Here is a 15,772-nt window from a genome sequence, read left to right as displayed (position 1 = left end):
GCACTCATGGTGTCAGCGATTGCGTGCCCAGCACGACCGCCAGGTCGAGCCGGGCGGCGTCCTCGCTGCCGGGTTCGGCGGTGTAGACCGAAATCCGCAGATCGTCGAGAGTGACGAGCAGGGTGTCGCAGTCGAGGGTGATCAGGCCGACCGCCGGGTGGTCGATCGTCTTGCGCCTCGACGGGTCCGGTGCGGGCGGTGGCGTTTCGGCGTTCCAGAGGTCGGTGAAGCGTGCGCCCGCTGAGCCCAGGTCGGCGATCAGGCGTCGCAGCGCGCGGTCGGCGGGATAGCGCGAGGCGGTCAAGCGCAGATCGGCCACCAGCCTGGCCTCGTGTTCGGCCTGTTCCCGCTCGGAGTGCACGACCCGGGTCGGCATGCGAGTGATGTTGCGCCACACCGCATTGCGCTCCAGGCCGCGCCAGGAGGTGGTGTCACCCATCAGCGCGTTGTAGGGCGCGTTGGCCAGTACGAGCGTCCAGCTCGCGTCGTAGACGACGACCGGCGTGTGCGACAACCGGTCGAGCACCCGGTGCACACTCGCGGTGACGCGCGAGGGCACCACGTCCGAGCCGGGGGCGGCGTGCCCGGCCAGCCGGTAGAGCAGATCGCGTTCGCTGTCCGACACGCGCAGGGCGCGGGCCAGTGCCTCCACCACCTGCGCCGACGGCGCGGTCGCGCGCCCCTGTTCGAGTCGGGTGAGGTAATCGGCGGAGATGCCGGCGAGCGCGGCCAACTCCTCCCGGCGCAATCCCGCGGCCCGGCGGCGGGGACCCACCGGCACACCGACGGCCTCGGGCGCCACCCGGTCGCGCCACCGGCGCACCGTCCGGCCGAACTCCCACGTTTCCACGCACTCCAGTCTGCGCGAACCGCCGCCGGTGTGTCCTGGCCCTGACAGTCCTACGACAACCGGACGACTGCCTATGGTCCGGCCCGGCTCGCAGGCTGGGGACATGACCGAAACCGGAACCGTTCTCATCACCGGCCCGACCCGCAATCTGGGCCGCGCCACCGCGCTCGCCCTGGCCGCCCGCCCCGAGGGGCAGCGCCCCGATCTCCTCCTGGTCGGCCGCGCCGGGCGGGATCTCACCGAGGTAGCCGAGGAGGCCCGCGCGCGGGGTGCTCGCGTCCGCGAAATCGGTTGCGACCTGGCGGATCTGGCCGATGTGCGCGCCGCCGCGACCACCGTGCGCGAACTCCTCACCGCCGGTGCCGTGCGACCGCTTCGGGCGCTGATCGCCAATGCCGGCACCATGTCCGCCGACACCCGGCAGGCCACCCGCGACGGTTACGAGACGACCTTCGCCGTCAACCACCTGGCCCACGCCCAGCTCATCGGCGACCTTCTCGGCGCCTTCACCGCCCCGGCACGGGTGGTGCTGCTCGGATCGAACACCTATCACGCCAACTTCTGGCGCCGAATGCTCAACGTCGCCGAGGCCGACTGGGCCGATCCCCTCGACCTCGCTCGCCCTGCCACCGGCGACCACGCCCCCGGCATGACCGCCTCGGGTGTCGCCTATTCCAATGCCAAGCTGGCGATCCTCTACTACGCCCACGAACTACAGCGCCACGCCGGGCCCGGGATCAACGTCTCGGTCTTCGAACCGGGATGGATGCCCGGTACCGCGCTCGGCCGCGGCGCCCCCGCACCCGTGCGAGCGATCGGCCGCGTTCTGGGCCGGCTGCCCGGCGTATCGACACCGCAACGCTCAGGACCGCTGCTGGCCTCGGTCGCTCTCGACGACACATGGGCACACCTGCGCGACGGCGCGTTCGTGGTGAAGACCCGGCTCACCGAGGTGCATCCCGTCGCCCACGATCGCGACCGGGAGCGCCGCCTGTGGGAGGCGACCACCGAGCTGCTGGAGCGGATACGGGCGTAACGCTCACCGCGATGTCCGATCGGAGGGCCTCGCCGCCGGACCGCACCGATGCGCCGCCGGTAAGCACCTCAGCGCGCGAAGTACGAGAGCATTCTCCGCCCGGAACCCCCGTCGGATGGCGGGAAATACGTGGTGACAGGGGTTTCGTGGCGGATTCGCGCGGGTGCGGCGCGGGGTCCCGGCCGCGCCCGGCCCGGTGGGTAGGTTGGCGATCATGCGTACCGACGAGGATTCCTGGGATATCAACACCGGTGTCGGATCCACGGCATTGTTCGTCGCGGCAGCTCGCGCACTGGGCGGACGCGCGGGCGACGCCCCGGCGCGGGACCCGCTCGCCGAGCTGTTCGTCTCGGCCGCGGGCGGCGAATGGGCCGATCTGCTGGCCGGGCGGCTGCCCGAACACCCTTTGCTGACAACGGATTTCGGCATCCCGTTTCAGCAGCACCAACTGTTCCGGACCCGGTATTTCGACGACTATCTGGATGCCGCCGTCGCATCGGGAATCCGGCAGGTGGTCGTGCTCGCGGCGGGCCTGGACGCGCGGGCCTATCGACTGCCGTCGTTGGCGGGCTGCACCGTCTACGAACTGGATCGGCCACCGGTCCTCGGCTACAAGCGCGAGACCCTCGCACAAGCCGGGCGCGAACCGATCGCGGATCGGCGGGAGGTGGCGGTCGATCTGCGGGGCGACTGGGCGAAAGCCTTGCGCGACAGCGGCTTCGATTCCGATCGGCCGACCGCGTGGCTGATCGAGGGGCTGCTGATCTATTTGACGCCCGCAGCCCAGGACCAGCTGTTCGACACCGTGCACTCGCTCAGCGCACCCGGCAGCCGAGCCGCCGTCGAACAGATGGATCCCCTGCCCGCCGAGGCCGCCGAAGCCCTGGCCGCCGACGGAGAATCCGGCTCGGAGTGGGTGAAGTTGATCTACAACGAGCCGCGCAGCGACACCACCGCCTGGTTCACCGACCACGAATGGACCGGCGAACGCATCTACCTTCCGGACTACATCCGCAGCCTCGGCCACACACCCGAGGGTCCCGAGGGGCGCCAGCAGTCACTGATAAGTCTCGTGACCGTCACCCGCCCGTGACGCGCGTGCGCGACGAGAACGGGTCTCGGCGGGCAACGGGATACGCTGCCCGCCAATCCCTTTCGACTCATTCCTAGCCTCGGTAGCCGCTCAGGTTGTACACCGTGGCGTTGCCGATGTGCTGCGCGGGGAAGGTGGCGGTGACCCACGTGGTGATATCGGCGTGCTGATTGCGGCCGAAACCGCCCGGCCCGCCGGCATTCTCGGTGGTATCCGGCTGCGGCTGCCCCGGCGCGTTTCCGGGTACCGCCTGCTCCCGGCCCGCACCCCGGCCCGTGGTGGTGCCCGGATTCCGGTTTCCGGTCACGCCCTGCTCGCGCGCATCCGCCGGGCCCTGATTGCGGCCGTCGGCCTGTACGACGTAGTAGGCGATCTTGCCGTCCTTCACGTCGGTCTGGAACTGTGCCAGCGTCGGCACCGGGTCGCTGCCGGAGAACCCACCGATCGCCATCACCGGCCTGTCGCTGTCCAATTCGAGTGCGGCGGCCGCGGACGAACCGTTGGTCGCCGCCGCCCAGGTCGCAGTCGTCGCCCGCAACATCGCCGAGAGCTGCGGATCCGGACGGCTCTGACCGAAGCCGCCACGCGCGTTCGCCTGCGCCGGGCCGACCGTCGGCCCACCACCGGAGTGCGCGGTCGCGACGGTCGCGAACGAGTAGGCCGCACCGCCCGCCAGACCACCGATCAGGCCGGCCGTCAGGACGACGGCCGCGAGGCGGCGATGCGCCGCATAGGTCCAGGGCACGGCCAGCAGCACCGCGGCGATCAGCGTCACGACCAGAATCGTCCAGCGCAGCTCCGGATACCAGCCGCTGTTGCGGTGCAGCAGAACGGCACTCCACACGCCCGTCACCACGAGCAGTGCGGCCGTACCGAATCGGCCGAACGCGGTGTGGCGCCGGTTCCACAGTTCGGCGACACCGATGGCGAACATTCCGGCGACCGCGGGGGCGATCGAGAGGCAGTAGTACGGATGCACCATGCCGTTCATGTAGCTGAGCACACCGCCGTCGATCACGATCCAGCCACCGAAGACGATGGCGGCCGCACGCATCCGGTCGGTGCGCGGCGCGCGACCGCGTGAGACGAGCACCAGCACCATCGCCAGCAGGGCGGCCGGCAGCAGCCAGCCGATCTCGAACCCGAATTCACCGGTGAACAGCCGCTGCACACCGTGCACCTGCCCGCCGAATCCGCCGAATCCGTTGTGCGCGCCCGCGGGCGGGGCGGCATGCGCCGCCGCCTGGGCCGTCGACGCGGGATCGTGGGCCGGGGCTGCCCCGCCACCGTGATTGCGGCCGAGCACGCGGGCGAAACCGTTGTATCCGAGCACCAGATTCATGAAGTTGTCGTCGGTCGACCCGGCCAGGTACGGGCGGCTCGAGGCCGGCCACCACAGCGTGAGCAGCACATACCAGCCGCTGGACACCAGCAGCGCGACGAGTCCGCCGACCAGTTGCAGCAGGCGTCTGCGCAGCGAAGTCGGAGCGGCCAACAAATAGGCCACTCCGAGCGCGGGCAGCACCATCAGTCCCTCGAGCATCTTCGCCAGGAATGCGAATCCCAGCGCCGCCCCGGCCAGCATCAGCCAGGTCGTGGAGGCGCGGTCCAGTGCCCGCACGGTGGCGTAGGCGGCGGCCGTCATGAGCAGCACCATGACCGCGTCGGGATTGTCGAACCGGAACATCAGCGCCGCCACCGGCGTCATCGCCAGCGCGGCCCCCGCCAGCAGCGCCGTCCAGTGATTCGCCGTGATCCGCCGGACCGCGCCGTAGAGGAGCGCGACCGCGGCCACGGCCATCAATGCCTGCGGAACGAGCATGCTCGCGCTCGAGAAGCCGAAGATGCGGCCGGACAGCCCCATCACCCACTGAGATACGGGCGGCTTGTCGACGGTGATGAAGTTGGCCGGATCCAGAGAGCCGAACAGCAGCGCCTCCCAGTTCTTCGATCCGGCCCAGGCCGCGCCGGCGTAGAACTGGTTGCCCATCCCGTTGACGGTGATGTTCCACAGGTACATCACCGCCGTCGCGATCAGGAGCGCCGCCAGACCGGCCCGCTCGACGGCGCCGCCGCCGAATGCGCGGGCGGCGCCGGACTTCGCTGGCTCGGGCGGCACCACCGGCGAATTCTCGAGGAGTGATGTAGTCACGGTGACTATTCAGCCCGTGCAGCTCCACAGCTACCTGTGAGCGAGCAGTGAGGTTGCGATGAACGCCTAGCGGGCCTGCTTCTCCCCCGCACCTACTGCAGCCCGGCGCCGGGGCCGCTCACCCGGCACGAGCAGCGCGAGGATGGCGACCACCACCGCGCCGCCGAACAGATACAGCCCCCAGGTACCGGTGAGCAGATGCTGATAGTCGTCGCGCAACTGGCTGTCGAACCGCTGATTCAATCGCCAGGCCGGCACCACGAGCGCCGCGATGCCGGCCAGCACCGCGAGCCATCCCAGAATCCGCGAGCCGAACAGCCCGGCCAGCAGCATCACCAGGGCGACGAGCAACAACACCACCGTGTAGGACGCGCGCAGCTGCGGCGACTGGGCCTGCACCCCGTCCAGCGGAATTCCGGTCGCGAAGCCGTCGCGGATATCGACGAGCCGGATGTGGCGGGCCTGCACGACCCCGACGAACGGCCCGAACGCTCCGACCGCCATCACGACCCCACAGGCGAACAGCACCAGATGGACGACAGCGCGCATACGTCCACGGTATTCCGGCCGGCGCCGCAATGCACCGACCCGCCGGAATCCTCGTCGTGTCGCGACCGGACACGCCGAGAGTTCAGGCGCCGGTGGTCGATCCGGGGCGCACCACCATCAGCACCGCGACGGTCGCCCACAGCAGGTTGAAGATGCCCGCCGACATGGCCAGGCGTGCGGCCGTGGCATCGACGCGACCGGGTGCGAGGGATGTGAGTGCGGTGCGCTGGTCCGGCAGGATCATCGTGGCCAGGATCGCCGCGGCCGCGGCGGTGAGGGCGATCGATGTGATCAACCATCCGGTCCCGAGTACGCCCAGGGCGGCGCCGGTGGCCAGCCCGAAGATCGGGACCGCGAGGCCGACGGCGGCATAGCCCCGGCAAATACGGTGCAGCACGCGCAGATTCGCGGTGGCGGCCGCCGATCCGGCGGCGCGGCGCAGGGCCGGGGGAAACATACTCGCGGCGACGGCGACCGGGCCGATCGCGATCACCGCAGCCAGAACATGCAGCGACAGCAGCACTTTCGTCACCGGGCACGCCCCGCTCCGCCACGGCGCACGCCGGTGACCTTCGACGCGGGCAGGCGGCCTGCCTTGGCGGTGCCGGTGAGAGTGTCGCCCGCCACCGTGACCGCGAAGGCGAGATTCAATCGCATCGGTGACGTGACGGCCTGATTCCAGGTGAGCCGATCACCGTCGAGCACGACGTCGCGTAGCGAAACCCGTTCGCCCGCACCGCTTGCCGTGCCGACGAGAGTGCCGTCCACGCGATGGAGCTCGAGTTCGACGGCAATCCTGCCGATCGGGGTGGAGATGGACAGATCCCACATGCCTTCGGCGGACATGACGCAATTACTCCTCATATGTCGTGGATCGAGTGATGTGTCGTGGATCGAGCAAGCCGGGTCAGACGGTGGCGGGAGCGGGCCCCTGACGGCGCCAGACGGTGCCACGGCGTTCGTGCGCGAACAGCCGCTCGACCGCATGGGCGATGCGTGGCCCGATCTCGCGTTCGAGCAGATACAGACCGAGGTCGAGACCGGAGGTGACGCCCGCGCCGGTGACGAGATCGCCGTCGTCGACCACGCGCGCGTCCACGGCCTGCACGCCTGTGGCATCGAGCAGATCCAGTCCCAGGTGATGAGTGGTCGCCGGGCGCCCCTCCAGCAGTCCCGCCATGGCGAGAATCAGCGACCCACCGCACACGGCGGCGACCGTGATCCGCGGGTTGGCCATCGCCGCGCGGAGCAGGTCGGGCAGGCCGGTGGTCAGGGTGCGGCCGAGGAGAACCGGGATGAATTCGTCGCGGCGCCACTCGCCGGCGGTTCCGGCATCCTGGTCCGGCACCTCCCCCGGCTCGCCGATCCGGCCCGAGGCGCCGGGGATCAGCACCACACCGGGTCGCGCCGGATCGAGTGCCGCGGTGGCGCGCAACTCCAGCCCGCCGGTGCCGCTCACCACCTCTCGCGGCCCTTCCGCCGAAACCAGTTCGACGCTCACCGCGCCCTCGGATGCGGTCCCGCCGGCATAGAGCACCTCGTACGGGGCGATGACGTCGAGCGGATCGAACCCGTCGAACAGGACGATCTGAGTATGCATGGGAATCCCTTCGCATCCGCCCGGCCGGCCCGGGCACGGCCCGACGGTATGCGGGCACTCCCGCGGATCCCAGTGGCATTTTCGACAGGTTTCGACGGGAAAGTGACATATCCGAGGAAAGCGGCTTTGAACTGCTAGAACAGAGCGCTTTCGGGGGCGGAATGGCGGATGTCACAGCAGGCGACAGGGTATGTTCCAGCCATGCACACCGTCGCCGTTCTCGCCCTGGAAGGAGTGGTCTCCTTCGACCTCGCCGCCCCGATCGAGGCCTTCAGCCGGACGCGGCTGCCCGACGGCCGCCCCGGTTATCAGGTCCGGGTCTGCGCCGAACAACCGGAGGTCGATGCCGGAGCATTCACCCTGCGCGCGCCCTGGGGACTGACCGGACTCGCGGACGCCGACACGATCGTGGTGCCCGGCACCGCCGACCCGACCGCGCCGATTTCGCCGGCCGTCCGCGACGCGCTGCGCACCGCCGCCACGAACGGAACACGCATCGCCTCCATCTGCTCGGGCACCTTCCCGCTGGCCGCCACCGGCCTGCTCGACGGGCTGCGCGCCACCACGCACTGGATCGCCGCCGCCGAGCTGGCGGCCGCGTATCCGGCCGTCGAGGTCGACCCGGATGTGCTCTACGTCGACAACGGCCAGATCCTCACCTCGGCCGGTGCCGCCGCGGCGCTGGACCTGTGCCTGCACATGATCCGCCGCGACTACGGTTCCGCGGTGGCCGCCGACACCGCCCGGCTCTCGGTGATGCCGCTGGAACGCGAAGGCGGACAAGCACAATTCATCGTCCACGGCTTCGCGCCCACGCCCCGCGGCTCCGACCTCGAGCCGCTGCTGAACTGGCTGGAAACCAATCTGGCCGCCGACCTGTCCCTCGACGAGATCGCCGCACGCGCCGGCGTCAGCACCCGCACCCTCATCCGCCGCTTCCGCGAGCACACCGGCACCACGCCGCTGCAGTGGCTGCATCGCGCCCGCATCCGCCGCGCCCAGCACCTGCTGGAATCCACCGCCCACTCCGTCGAACGCATCGGCGCCCAGGTCGGCTTCGGATCGCCCACCGCCTTCCGCGAGCGCTTCAAACGCACCACCGGCGTCAGCCCGCACAGCTATCGCCGCAATTTCAGCTGATCTTCAGCTCACGGTCGCCGCCTCGGCAACTCATTGCCGGCGCACAGCCGGCACCCAGCCTCGGTCCGCATGCTGGCCTTTCAGAGAGGGCCGACAGCGTCGGCGCAGCACCGAACGGAGCAGGTGACCGATATGGGAACGTCACATCCGAACCGCCGCCTGGGCCGGACCGCGGCCGGGATACTCGTAGCCGTCGGCGCCGTCGGCACGACGACGGCGGCGGTCGTCGCATACGCCGACAACCGGCCGGCCGCGACGCCCGGCACCACCATCACCGACAACACGGGCAGCAACAACACCGATCAATCGTCCGGCACCTCGGGCAACGTCCCCCAGCTGAGCCCTGGCCAGGGCACCGCACACGCACACTCGAGCGGCTCATGACCTCGGTACCCGCGGCGGAGACGGCCGCGGCCGAATGGGAGCTGTGGAGCACCACCGCCCGCCTCGTCGTCACCGACCCGGCCGCGCTGGCCGACGCGCGCCGCCTCGTCGACGCCCACCTGGATCGGGTCGACTACGCCTGCAACCGGTTTCGCGCCGATTCCGAAATCAGCACGCTGACACCCGGCCGCCCGGCCACGGTCAGCGCGTTGTTCGACGAATATCTCGACGCGGCCCTGACCGTCGCCCGCGACACCGGCGGCGACGTCGATCCCACGATCGGCGCCGACCTCGAAAACCTCGGCTACGACCGCGATTTCACGCAGATCACCACCGGACCGGCGGTCGTCGCGCTGCGCGTCACCCCGCGCCCCGGCTGGTCGCAGGTGATCCGGTCCCCGCGCGCGGTGACGCTGCCCGCCGGCATGCGGCTCGACTTCGGCGCGACAGCGAAGGCCCTGGCCGCCGACCGGTGTGCGCGCACGGTCGCCGACGAGCTCGGCTGCGGTGTACTGGTGAGCCTGGGCGGCGACATCGCCACCGCCGGACCCGCACCCGGCAAGCACTGGCAGGTACTCGTCCAGGACGGTGCGACCCAGCCGGCCGCCCTCGTCCGGTTGCCCGCGGGCGCGGCGATCGCCACCTCGAGTACGGTGCGGCGCCGCTGGATTCGTGGCGGACGCCCGCTACACCACATTCTCGACCCCCGCACCGGATGTGCCGCGGAGCCGGTCTGGCGCACGGTGTCGGTGGCCGCCGAATCCTGCCTCGCGGCCAATGCCGCCGCCACCGCCGCCGTGGTGCGCGGCCGCGCGGCACTGCCGTGGCTGCGGTCCGCCGGGCTCCCGGCCCGGCTGGTCGACCGGGACGGGCGGGTGCTCACCCTCGGTAGCTGGCCCGACGAGCCGGAAGGAATTCGATGATAAGCAGCTCCGCGTTCGACCAGGCATTGTGGGCGTTCGGCCGGGGCAGCGGCATCACGGCACTGATCTTGCTGACCGTCGCGGCCGTCGCCGGAATCGCCGCCCGCTCGGGGCGGGCCGTCCTGCTCCCCCGCGCGGGGCTGGCCGAATTCCACCGCGGCGCGGCACTGGCGGCGACGGCGTTCGTCGCCCTGCATGTGCTGACCCTGTTCTTCGATCCGTACGCCCAGTTGCGGCTGCTGACCGTCGTGGTGCCGTTCACCGGCGGCTATCGGCCGCTGTGGGTGGGTTTCGGCACCCTGGCCGTCGACCTGCTGGCGGTGGTCGTGACCACCGCCCTGTTGCGACATCGCCTGGGCCCCCGCCTCTTTCGCCTGGTGCACTGGTCGGTCTACGCCCTGTGGCCGGTGGCTCTGATCCACACGCTCGGGGCGGGAAGTGACGTCGACCGGGTCTGGCTGCTCACCCTCGTCGGCGGGTGCATCCTCGCCGTGGCCACCGCCGGCGTCTGGCGGTTCAGCCGCGGTTTCACCGAATTCAGCACAGCCCCCGAGAGGAGCCGGCGATGACGACGACACTGACCGGAACCCCCACGACTCCACCCGCCCCGACGGGCACCGACCGGCTGCTGGCGGCCACCGGACCCGAGCTCTCCGCGCACGTGGCGCGATACGGCCCCGCACGCGCCGTCGGACGCGAGTTCATCGACGTGGTGTCGGCCGCGGGTCTCACCGGTCGCGGAGGCGCGGGCTTCCCGGTGGCGCGCAAGCTCGCCGCCGTGGCTGGTGGACGACGCGCGATCGTGGTCGCCAACGGCGCCGAAGGTGAACCCGACAGCGACAAGGATGCCGTATTGCTTTGGCGCGCACCGCATCTCGTACTCGACGGCCTGTCCGTGGCGGCCGCCGCCGTGGGGGCGCAGCGCTGCCACCTGTACGCCCCGCAACGGCTGCTCGACCCGATTCGTCACGCCCTCGCCGAGCGGCAGTCCACGGGCTACGACACGAGGCGGGTGGATCTCACGCCCGCCGCCGACACCTTCCTGGCCGGGGAGAAGAGCGCGGTCCTCGAGCGACTGGCCGGTCGCGCGCCGATCCCGCGAGACAAGCCGGTCAGCACCTCCCGCCCCGGGCTGAACGGCCGCCCGGCACTGGTGCAGAACGTGGAGACCCTCGCCCATCTGGCGCTGCTGGCCCGATTCGGGCCGTCGTGGTTCCGTGCCGCCGGAACCCCCGACGAACCCGGCACCATGCTGGTCACCCTGTCCGGAACCACCGCCGCCGGTGTCGTCGAGATTCCACTCGGCACCGCTCTCACCGAGGTGATCCAGCGGTTCGGACGCACCGATCCGGCCGAGGTCCAAGCGGTTCTGGTCGGCGGATACCACGGCGCCTGGCTGCCCGGCGCCGCCCTTACCGGCGCGGCGTTGTCCCGGACAGCGTTGCGGCACTGGCACGCGACACCCGGCGCCGGCGTCGTGCGTGTCCTCCGCCACGACGAGTGCGGGCTGCGGGTCACCGCCGATTTCACCGCTTACCTCGCCGCCCAGAGCGCCGGGCAGTGCGGTCCGTGCCGCAACGGCTTACCGCAGCTGGCCCGCACCGTCGGCGATCTTGCGGCGGGCGGGCCCGCCCGGCCGCAGGACATCGCCCGCATCGCCGATCTGGTCGACGGCCGCGGCGCCTGCCACCACCCCGACGGGACCGCGCGGCTGGCGCGTTCCGCCCTGACCGTCTTCGCCGGGGAAATCGACCGACACCGGCACGGTTCCTGCCGTGCCCGTTCCCAGGGAGCCGCCCGGTGACCGCACCCGACCGCCCCGCGTGGCGCCTGCACATCGACTGGACTCGCTGCGACGGCCGCGGCCTGTGCAGCGAATTGCTCCCCCATGCCATCGCTCGCGACGACTGGGGCTTTCCGCTCACCCGCGACCACCGGGACCCGGTCCTCGACGGCGAGTCGGCCGCCGCCGCCCGGGATGCGGTGAGCCTGTGCCCGCGCCTGGCGCTGTCGCTGCGGCGGATCCGAGGACACGGGGTTGAAGGCGACCATCCAGGGTAAGGGCTCGATATGGAGCTACTGGTGATCGTCGGCTTGGTCGTCCTGGTCGCCGCGGTGCTGCTGTACCGCACGATCCACAATCACCGGTCGGGCCGGACGGAGCCGCCGGACAAAGAAGGCAACCTGCGGTGACGAGGCGGAACACGCGCAACGACAGGAGGCTGGTCCGGTGACATCTCTGTGGCTCGATCGAGCGCCCGTCTCGGTCCCGGTGACCCCGGAACCCGACGGGGAGTACGACTGCGTCGTCGTCGGCGCCGGGCTCACCGGCCTGGTGACCGCCCTGCTCTTCGCCCGCGCCGGGCGCACGGTCGCGGTGCTCGAGGGCCGCACGATCGGCGCGGTCACGACCGGCAACACCACCGGCAAGCTCAGCATGCTGCAGGGCACGCACCTCTCGGCGATCACCGCGAAGCATTCGGCGAGCACGGTGCGCAAATACGTCGACGCGAACCTGGAGGGCCAGCAATGGCTCCTGCGGTTCTGCGCCGAGAACGACATCGCCACCCAGCACGCGGACGCGGTCACCTACGCCGGCACCGAGGACGCAACCGACTTGGTGCGCAAGGAATTTCGTGCCTGCGAACAGGCCGGACTCGACGTCGCGTGGTCCGAGGAGACCGCGCTGCCGTTCCACACCCACGGCGCCGTGGGTATGGCGGAGCAGGCGCAGTTCGACCCGATGGACGTCCTCGAGGGGCTGACCCTGCAGGCCTGCCGCCACGGTGCGACGATCTTCGAACGCACCCGCGTCCACGCCGTCCACGGCGACACGGTGTCGACCGACCGCGGCGATATCCGCGCGAAGACCGTCGTATTGGCCACCGGCACACCGATTCTCGACCGCGGCGGATACTTCGCGCGGCTCGAACCCCACCGCTCCTACGCCGCCGCGTTCCGGGTGCCCGGCGAATTCCCTCACGAGATGTACCTGTCCGCCGACCAGCCCACCCGGTCACTGCGGTACGCCCCGCACGGCGGCGAGGATCTGCTGCTCGTCGGCGGCAGCGGGCATGTGGTGGGCCGAACCCGATCGGCGATGGCCCACGTCGCCGACATGTACAACTGGACGCGCACGCACTTCCCCGATGCCGAGCTGACCCATCGCTGGTCGGCCCAGGACTATTCGGCCATCGACCAACTGCCCTACGTCGGGCCGCTGCTTCCGGGCAGCGATCACATTCTCGTCGCCACCGGCTACGCGAAATGGGGGATGACCAACGCGGTGGCGGCGGGTCTCGCGCTGGCCGGCATCGCACTGGGCGGCCATCAGCCGTGGGCGCAGGCGTATCGCACCTGGCGCGGCAGCGAAGTGACCGGTCTGGCGAAGGCCGCGTCGATGAATATCCAAGTCGCACGGCATCTGACGACCGGCTGGCTGAGCGCGGCGTTCGGTGGCGGTGGCACCCCCGCCGAGGGCGAGGGCCGGGTGGAGCGTCGCGGCATCCGCCCCGTCGGGGTCTGCACCGTCGACGGCACCACCTCGACCGTGTCGCCGATCTGCCCACACCTGTACGGCATCCTGAACTGGAACGACGCCGAGCGTTCGTGGGATTGCCCGCTGCACGGCTCGCGCTTCACCCACGACGGAAAACTGTTGGAGGGGCCGGCGACTCGCGATCTGGAACAGCTGTGACCGGCCGGTGACGGCGGCAGTCTCCGACGCCCGCTAAGGCGTCACGATCGCGAAGTCGGGGTCGGGCGCGTCCAGGTAGCCGACCAGTTCGATCAGCTTCGACACATCGCCGTCGACGGTGACCGCGCCGTCGGCGATCAGCTGCTGCATATCCTTCGCGCCGAGCAGCGCCGCGTGCAGATCGCCGTCGGACAGGGTGAACGTGACGTCCGGAGCGGGCATACCGGCGCTCACGTCGTAGTGGACGAGGACGCCGTTGCGCAGTTGGGTGCGATGCACGAGATCCAGGTCGGAAATCGTCCAGTCGATGGTGATATCGGCCGACCAGGCCTTGGGACCGTCGATCCGGAGCGCGATGGCGTCGAAGAGCTGTTCCACCGTGAGCGCCGCGGCGATATCGGGCGCGTCGGCGACCGTGGGCGTGCCGACCGATCCATTGCGCAACTCGTAGGCGCCCATCAGGAAGAAGTTGCGCCAGGTGCCGTTCTCCGAACCGTAGCCGAGTTGTTCGAAGGTGTCGGCCTGCAGCGCCCGTGCCTCGCGATTGCCGGGGTCGGCGAATATCACGTAGTTGAGAACCTGTGCCACCCACCGGAAATCGCCGGCGGCGAACGAGTCGCGCGCCTTCTTCAGCACCTGCTCGGCGCCGCCCATGAAGTCGACGTGCCGCTTCGCCGATTCGCTGGGCGGATGCTCCCACAGGGTGGCCGGGTTCCCTTCGAACCAGCCCATGTAGCGCTGATAGATCGCCTTCACATTGTGGCTGACCGAACCGTAATAGCCGTGCGTGTGCCAGGCCGCGGCGAGGGCCGGTGGCAGTTCGATGGTCTCGGCGATTTCGATGCCGACGGCGCCCTTGTTCAGCGCGCGCACCGTCTGGTCGTGCAGATACCCGTACAGATCGCGTTGCAGCGCGAGGAATTCCGTGAGATTTTCGGTTCCCCAGGTGGGCCAGTGGTGCGAGGCGAACAGCACATCCGCCTGTGCGGCATAACGATTGATCGATTCGGTCAGATATTTCGACCACACATGCGGGTCGCGCACCAGGGCGCCGCGAAGTGTCAGCAGATTGTGCAGGGTGTGCGTCGCGTTCTCCGCCATACACAGTGCGCGCCGGTCGGGAAAATAGAAATTCATCTCCGACGGCGCCTCGGTGCCCGGAGTCATCTGGAATTCGATGCGCACACCGTCGACGATCTCCGTCTGCCCGGTGTGGGTGATGTCGGTCGTGGGCGTGATGAGGGTCGGGGTTCCGGTCGAGGTCGTCGGCCCCAATCCGGCGCCGACCGCGCCCTGCGGCCCCCGCCCCAGGGCGGCGCCGTACATGTAGGCGGCGCGGCGGGCCATGGCGGTGCCGGCGTAGACGTTCTCCTCGACGGCATGTTCGACGAATCCGGCGGGCGCGAGAATCGGGCAGCGGCCCGCCGCGACATCCTCCGGCGTGGTCACACCTTTCACGCCGCCGAAATGGTCGATATGTGAATGCGAATAGATCACCCCGGTCACCGGCCGGTCACCGCGGTGGGTGCGATACAGCGCGAGTCCCGCCGCAGCGGTTTCCCGGGAGATCAGCGGATCGATCACGATCACGCCGGTATCGCCCTCGACCACGGTCATATTCGACAGATCGAGCCCGCGAATCTGATAAATCCCCTCGGTCACCTCGAACAACCCTTGGATGGCACACAATTTCGACTGCCGCCACAGGCTGGGATGCACGGTGGGCGGGCATTCCCCGTCGAGGAAGGCGTAACCGTCGCTGTCCCACACCACATCGCCGGCCGCATTCTCGACCACGCCGGGTTCCAGCGCCGCGATGAATCCACGTCGCGCGTCCGCGAAATCCTGATCGTCCCCGAAGGGCAGGGCCCGGGTCGCCTCCTCGTTCTGTGTCCGCACGCTCCCGGAAACGTCGCCCTGGCCGGTCATAGCACGCACCCCAATCTGCACGAAGGCTGGTTGTGTCGACTCGCCCGCGACATTCCCAGCTCGGTGGGGTGACGACCTCACCCGAGACGGGTGAAGTGGGCACGGCTCGCCCGACGGATCATCGGTTGGACGGCATTCGGCGCTGCCGGTCGGCGATGCCCGTGTCACCGATGAGCGAGCCACAGGAGGAGACCATGGATCGGGCCGCTAAACCTTCCCTGCTGTCGCGCATCTCGCCGCGGCAGTGGGTGGCGATCGTGCTGGCGATTCTGGCCGTCATCTTCGTCGCGCAGAATCATCATCGCGTCGACATCAACATCCTCACCGTGACCATCAGTTCGCCACTGTGGCTGGTGCTGTTGATCATGTTCGTCGTCGGCTGGATCGTGGGCCTGTTCACCCACCGCGGCCGGCGCTGA

The 15,772-nt window shown here is 70.0% G+C and carries 18 protein-coding genes; 11 read left to right on the top strand and 7 right to left on the bottom strand.

Annotated features, from left to right (window positions below):
* Positions 1-4: 4 nt before the first annotated feature.
* Positions 5-850, bottom strand: coding sequence for a helix-turn-helix transcriptional regulator (locus RJ03_RS33400; protein ID WP_036510755.1), 846 nt, complete (start codon positions 848-850; stop codon positions 5-7).
* 103 nt (positions 851-953) lie between these two features.
* Between RJ03_RS33400 and RJ03_RS33395 the strand changes: the two genes are divergently transcribed.
* Together RJ03_RS33395 and RJ03_RS33390 are read left to right on the top strand one after the other, a co-directional pair.
* Positions 954-1,886: an SDR family NAD(P)-dependent oxidoreductase gene (locus tag RJ03_RS33395; protein ID WP_036510752.1), complete on the top strand. Its 933-nt coding sequence runs from the start codon at positions 954-956 to the stop codon at positions 1,884-1,886.
* Between the two features lie 214 nt (positions 1,887-2,100).
* Positions 2,101-2,979, top strand: coding sequence for an SAM-dependent methyltransferase (locus tag RJ03_RS33390; protein WP_036510941.1), 879 nt, complete (start codon positions 2,101-2,103; stop codon positions 2,977-2,979).
* A 73-nt stretch (positions 2,980-3,052) separates the two neighbouring features.
* On the opposite strand, the gene RJ03_RS33385 is transcribed toward RJ03_RS33390, so the two are convergent.
* From RJ03_RS33385 to RJ03_RS33365, 5 genes are all read right to left on the bottom strand, one after another.
* Positions 3,053-5,131, bottom strand: coding sequence for an ArnT family glycosyltransferase (locus RJ03_RS33385; RefSeq protein WP_373281746.1), 2,079 nt, complete (start codon positions 5,129-5,131; stop codon positions 3,053-3,055).
* A gap of 66 nt (positions 5,132-5,197) precedes the next feature.
* The gene (locus tag RJ03_RS33380; protein WP_036510747.1) at positions 5,198-5,680 is read right to left on the bottom strand and encodes a hypothetical protein; all 483 of its coding nucleotides are present in this window, start codon (positions 5,678-5,680) and stop codon (positions 5,198-5,200) included.
* A gap of 82 nt (positions 5,681-5,762) precedes the next feature.
* Positions 5,763-6,212 (bottom strand): hypothetical protein, encoded by a 450-nt coding sequence (locus tag RJ03_RS33375; RefSeq protein ID WP_036510744.1) that lies wholly within the window; start codon positions 6,210-6,212, stop codon positions 5,763-5,765.
* On the bottom strand, positions 6,209-6,526 hold the full coding sequence (locus RJ03_RS33370) for a hypothetical protein (RefSeq protein ID WP_036510741.1): 318 nt from the start codon (positions 6,524-6,526) through the stop codon (positions 6,209-6,211). The genes RJ03_RS33375 and RJ03_RS33370 overlap by 4 nt, the downstream gene beginning before the upstream one ends.
* A gap of 61 nt (positions 6,527-6,587) precedes the next feature.
* Positions 6,588-7,280 (bottom strand): DJ-1/PfpI family protein, encoded by a 693-nt coding sequence (locus RJ03_RS33365; RefSeq protein ID WP_036510738.1) that lies wholly within the window; start codon positions 7,278-7,280, stop codon positions 6,588-6,590.
* 201 nt (positions 7,281-7,481) lie between these two features.
* On the opposite strand from RJ03_RS33365, the gene RJ03_RS33360 reads away from it, so the two are divergent.
* From RJ03_RS33360 to RJ03_RS33330, 8 genes are all read left to right on the top strand, one after another.
* Complete coding sequence (locus tag RJ03_RS33360; RefSeq protein ID WP_036510735.1) at positions 7,482-8,420, top strand: GlxA family transcriptional regulator; 939 nt, start codon at positions 7,482-7,484, stop codon at positions 8,418-8,420.
* A 132-nt stretch (positions 8,421-8,552) separates the two neighbouring features.
* The gene (locus RJ03_RS33355) at positions 8,553-8,804 is read left to right on the top strand and encodes a hypothetical protein (protein WP_157163591.1); all 252 of its coding nucleotides are present in this window, start codon (positions 8,553-8,555) and stop codon (positions 8,802-8,804) included.
* Positions 8,801-9,727: an FAD:protein FMN transferase gene (locus RJ03_RS33350; protein ID WP_036510727.1), complete on the top strand. Its 927-nt coding sequence runs from the start codon at positions 8,801-8,803 to the stop codon at positions 9,725-9,727. The genes RJ03_RS33355 and RJ03_RS33350 overlap by 4 nt, the downstream gene beginning before the upstream one ends.
* Positions 9,724-10,296, top strand: coding sequence for a ferric reductase-like transmembrane domain-containing protein (locus tag RJ03_RS33345; protein ID WP_036510725.1), 573 nt, complete (start codon positions 9,724-9,726; stop codon positions 10,294-10,296). Before RJ03_RS33350 ends, RJ03_RS33345 begins: the two co-directional genes overlap by 4 nt.
* Complete coding sequence (locus RJ03_RS33340; protein WP_051025619.1) at positions 10,293-11,531, top strand: NADH-ubiquinone oxidoreductase-F iron-sulfur binding region domain-containing protein; 1,239 nt, start codon at positions 10,293-10,295, stop codon at positions 11,529-11,531. The genes RJ03_RS33345 and RJ03_RS33340 overlap by 4 nt, the downstream gene beginning before the upstream one ends.
* Positions 11,528-11,788, top strand: coding sequence for a ferredoxin (locus tag RJ03_RS33335; RefSeq protein WP_051025618.1), 261 nt, complete (start codon positions 11,528-11,530; stop codon positions 11,786-11,788). Before RJ03_RS33340 ends, RJ03_RS33335 begins: the two co-directional genes overlap by 4 nt.
* A 9-nt stretch (positions 11,789-11,797) precedes the next feature.
* Positions 11,798-11,920: a hypothetical protein gene (locus tag RJ03_RS38900; protein WP_262985082.1), complete on the top strand. Its 123-nt coding sequence runs from the start codon at positions 11,798-11,800 to the stop codon at positions 11,918-11,920.
* A gap of 37 nt (positions 11,921-11,957) precedes the next feature.
* Positions 11,958-13,424 (top strand): FAD-dependent oxidoreductase, encoded by a 1,467-nt coding sequence (locus tag RJ03_RS33330; RefSeq protein ID WP_036510722.1) that lies wholly within the window; start codon positions 11,958-11,960, stop codon positions 13,422-13,424.
* 33 nt (positions 13,425-13,457) lie between these two features.
* On the opposite strand, the gene RJ03_RS33325 is transcribed toward RJ03_RS33330, so the two are convergent.
* Positions 13,458-15,353, bottom strand: a complete 1,896-nt coding sequence (locus RJ03_RS33325; protein WP_083871539.1) for an alkyl/aryl-sulfatase — start codon at positions 15,351-15,353, stop codon at positions 13,458-13,460.
* 170 nt (positions 15,354-15,523) lie between these two features.
* Between RJ03_RS33325 and RJ03_RS33320 the strand changes: the two genes are divergently transcribed.
* A complete protein-coding gene (locus tag RJ03_RS33320) occupies positions 15,524-15,772 on the top strand; it encodes a lipopolysaccharide assembly protein LapA domain-containing protein (protein ID WP_036510719.1) in 249 nt (82 codons plus the stop codon).

The organism is Nocardia aobensis NBRC 100429, from assembly GCF_000308375.1.
Taxonomy (GTDB): Bacteria; Actinomycetota; Actinomycetes; order Mycobacteriales; family Mycobacteriaceae; genus Nocardia; species Nocardia aobensis.
This window is presented reverse-complemented; position numbering and strand designations above follow the sequence as displayed.

Excerpts from the sequence above, each read along its gene's own strand:
- RJ03_RS33395 (WP_036510752.1), top strand. The coding sequence starts at position 954 with ATGACCGAAACCGGAACCGTTCTCATCACCGGCCCGACCCGCAATCTG.
- RJ03_RS33390 (WP_036510941.1), top strand. The coding sequence starts at position 2,101 with ATGCGTACCGACGAGGATTCCTGGGATATCAACACCGGTGTCGGATCC.
- RJ03_RS33380 (WP_036510747.1), bottom strand. The coding sequence starts at position 5,680 with ATGCGCGCTGTCGTCCATCTGGTGCTGTTCGCCTGTGGGGTCGTGATG.
- RJ03_RS33370 (WP_036510741.1), bottom strand. The coding sequence starts at position 6,526 with ATGTCCGCCGAAGGCATGTGGGATCTGTCCATCTCCACCCCGATCGGC.
- RJ03_RS33365 (WP_036510738.1), bottom strand. The coding sequence starts at position 7,280 with ATGCATACTCAGATCGTCCTGTTCGACGGGTTCGATCCGCTCGACGTC.
- RJ03_RS33360 (WP_036510735.1), top strand. The coding sequence starts at position 7,482 with ATGCACACCGTCGCCGTTCTCGCCCTGGAAGGAGTGGTCTCCTTCGAC.
- RJ03_RS33355 (WP_157163591.1), top strand. The coding sequence starts at position 8,553 with ATGGGAACGTCACATCCGAACCGCCGCCTGGGCCGGACCGCGGCCGGG.
- RJ03_RS33350 (WP_036510727.1), top strand. The coding sequence starts at position 8,801 with ATGACCTCGGTACCCGCGGCGGAGACGGCCGCGGCCGAATGGGAGCTG.
- RJ03_RS33345 (WP_036510725.1), top strand. The coding sequence starts at position 9,724 with ATGATAAGCAGCTCCGCGTTCGACCAGGCATTGTGGGCGTTCGGCCGG.
- RJ03_RS33340 (WP_051025619.1), top strand. The coding sequence starts at position 10,293 with ATGACGACGACACTGACCGGAACCCCCACGACTCCACCCGCCCCGACG.
- RJ03_RS38900 (WP_262985082.1), top strand. The coding sequence starts at position 11,798 with ATGGAGCTACTGGTGATCGTCGGCTTGGTCGTCCTGGTCGCCGCGGTG.
- RJ03_RS33325 (WP_083871539.1), bottom strand. The coding sequence starts at position 15,353 with ATGACCGGCCAGGGCGACGTTTCCGGGAGCGTGCGGACACAGAACGAG.
- RJ03_RS33320 (WP_036510719.1), top strand. The coding sequence starts at position 15,524 with ATGAGCGAGCCACAGGAGGAGACCATGGATCGGGCCGCTAAACCTTCC.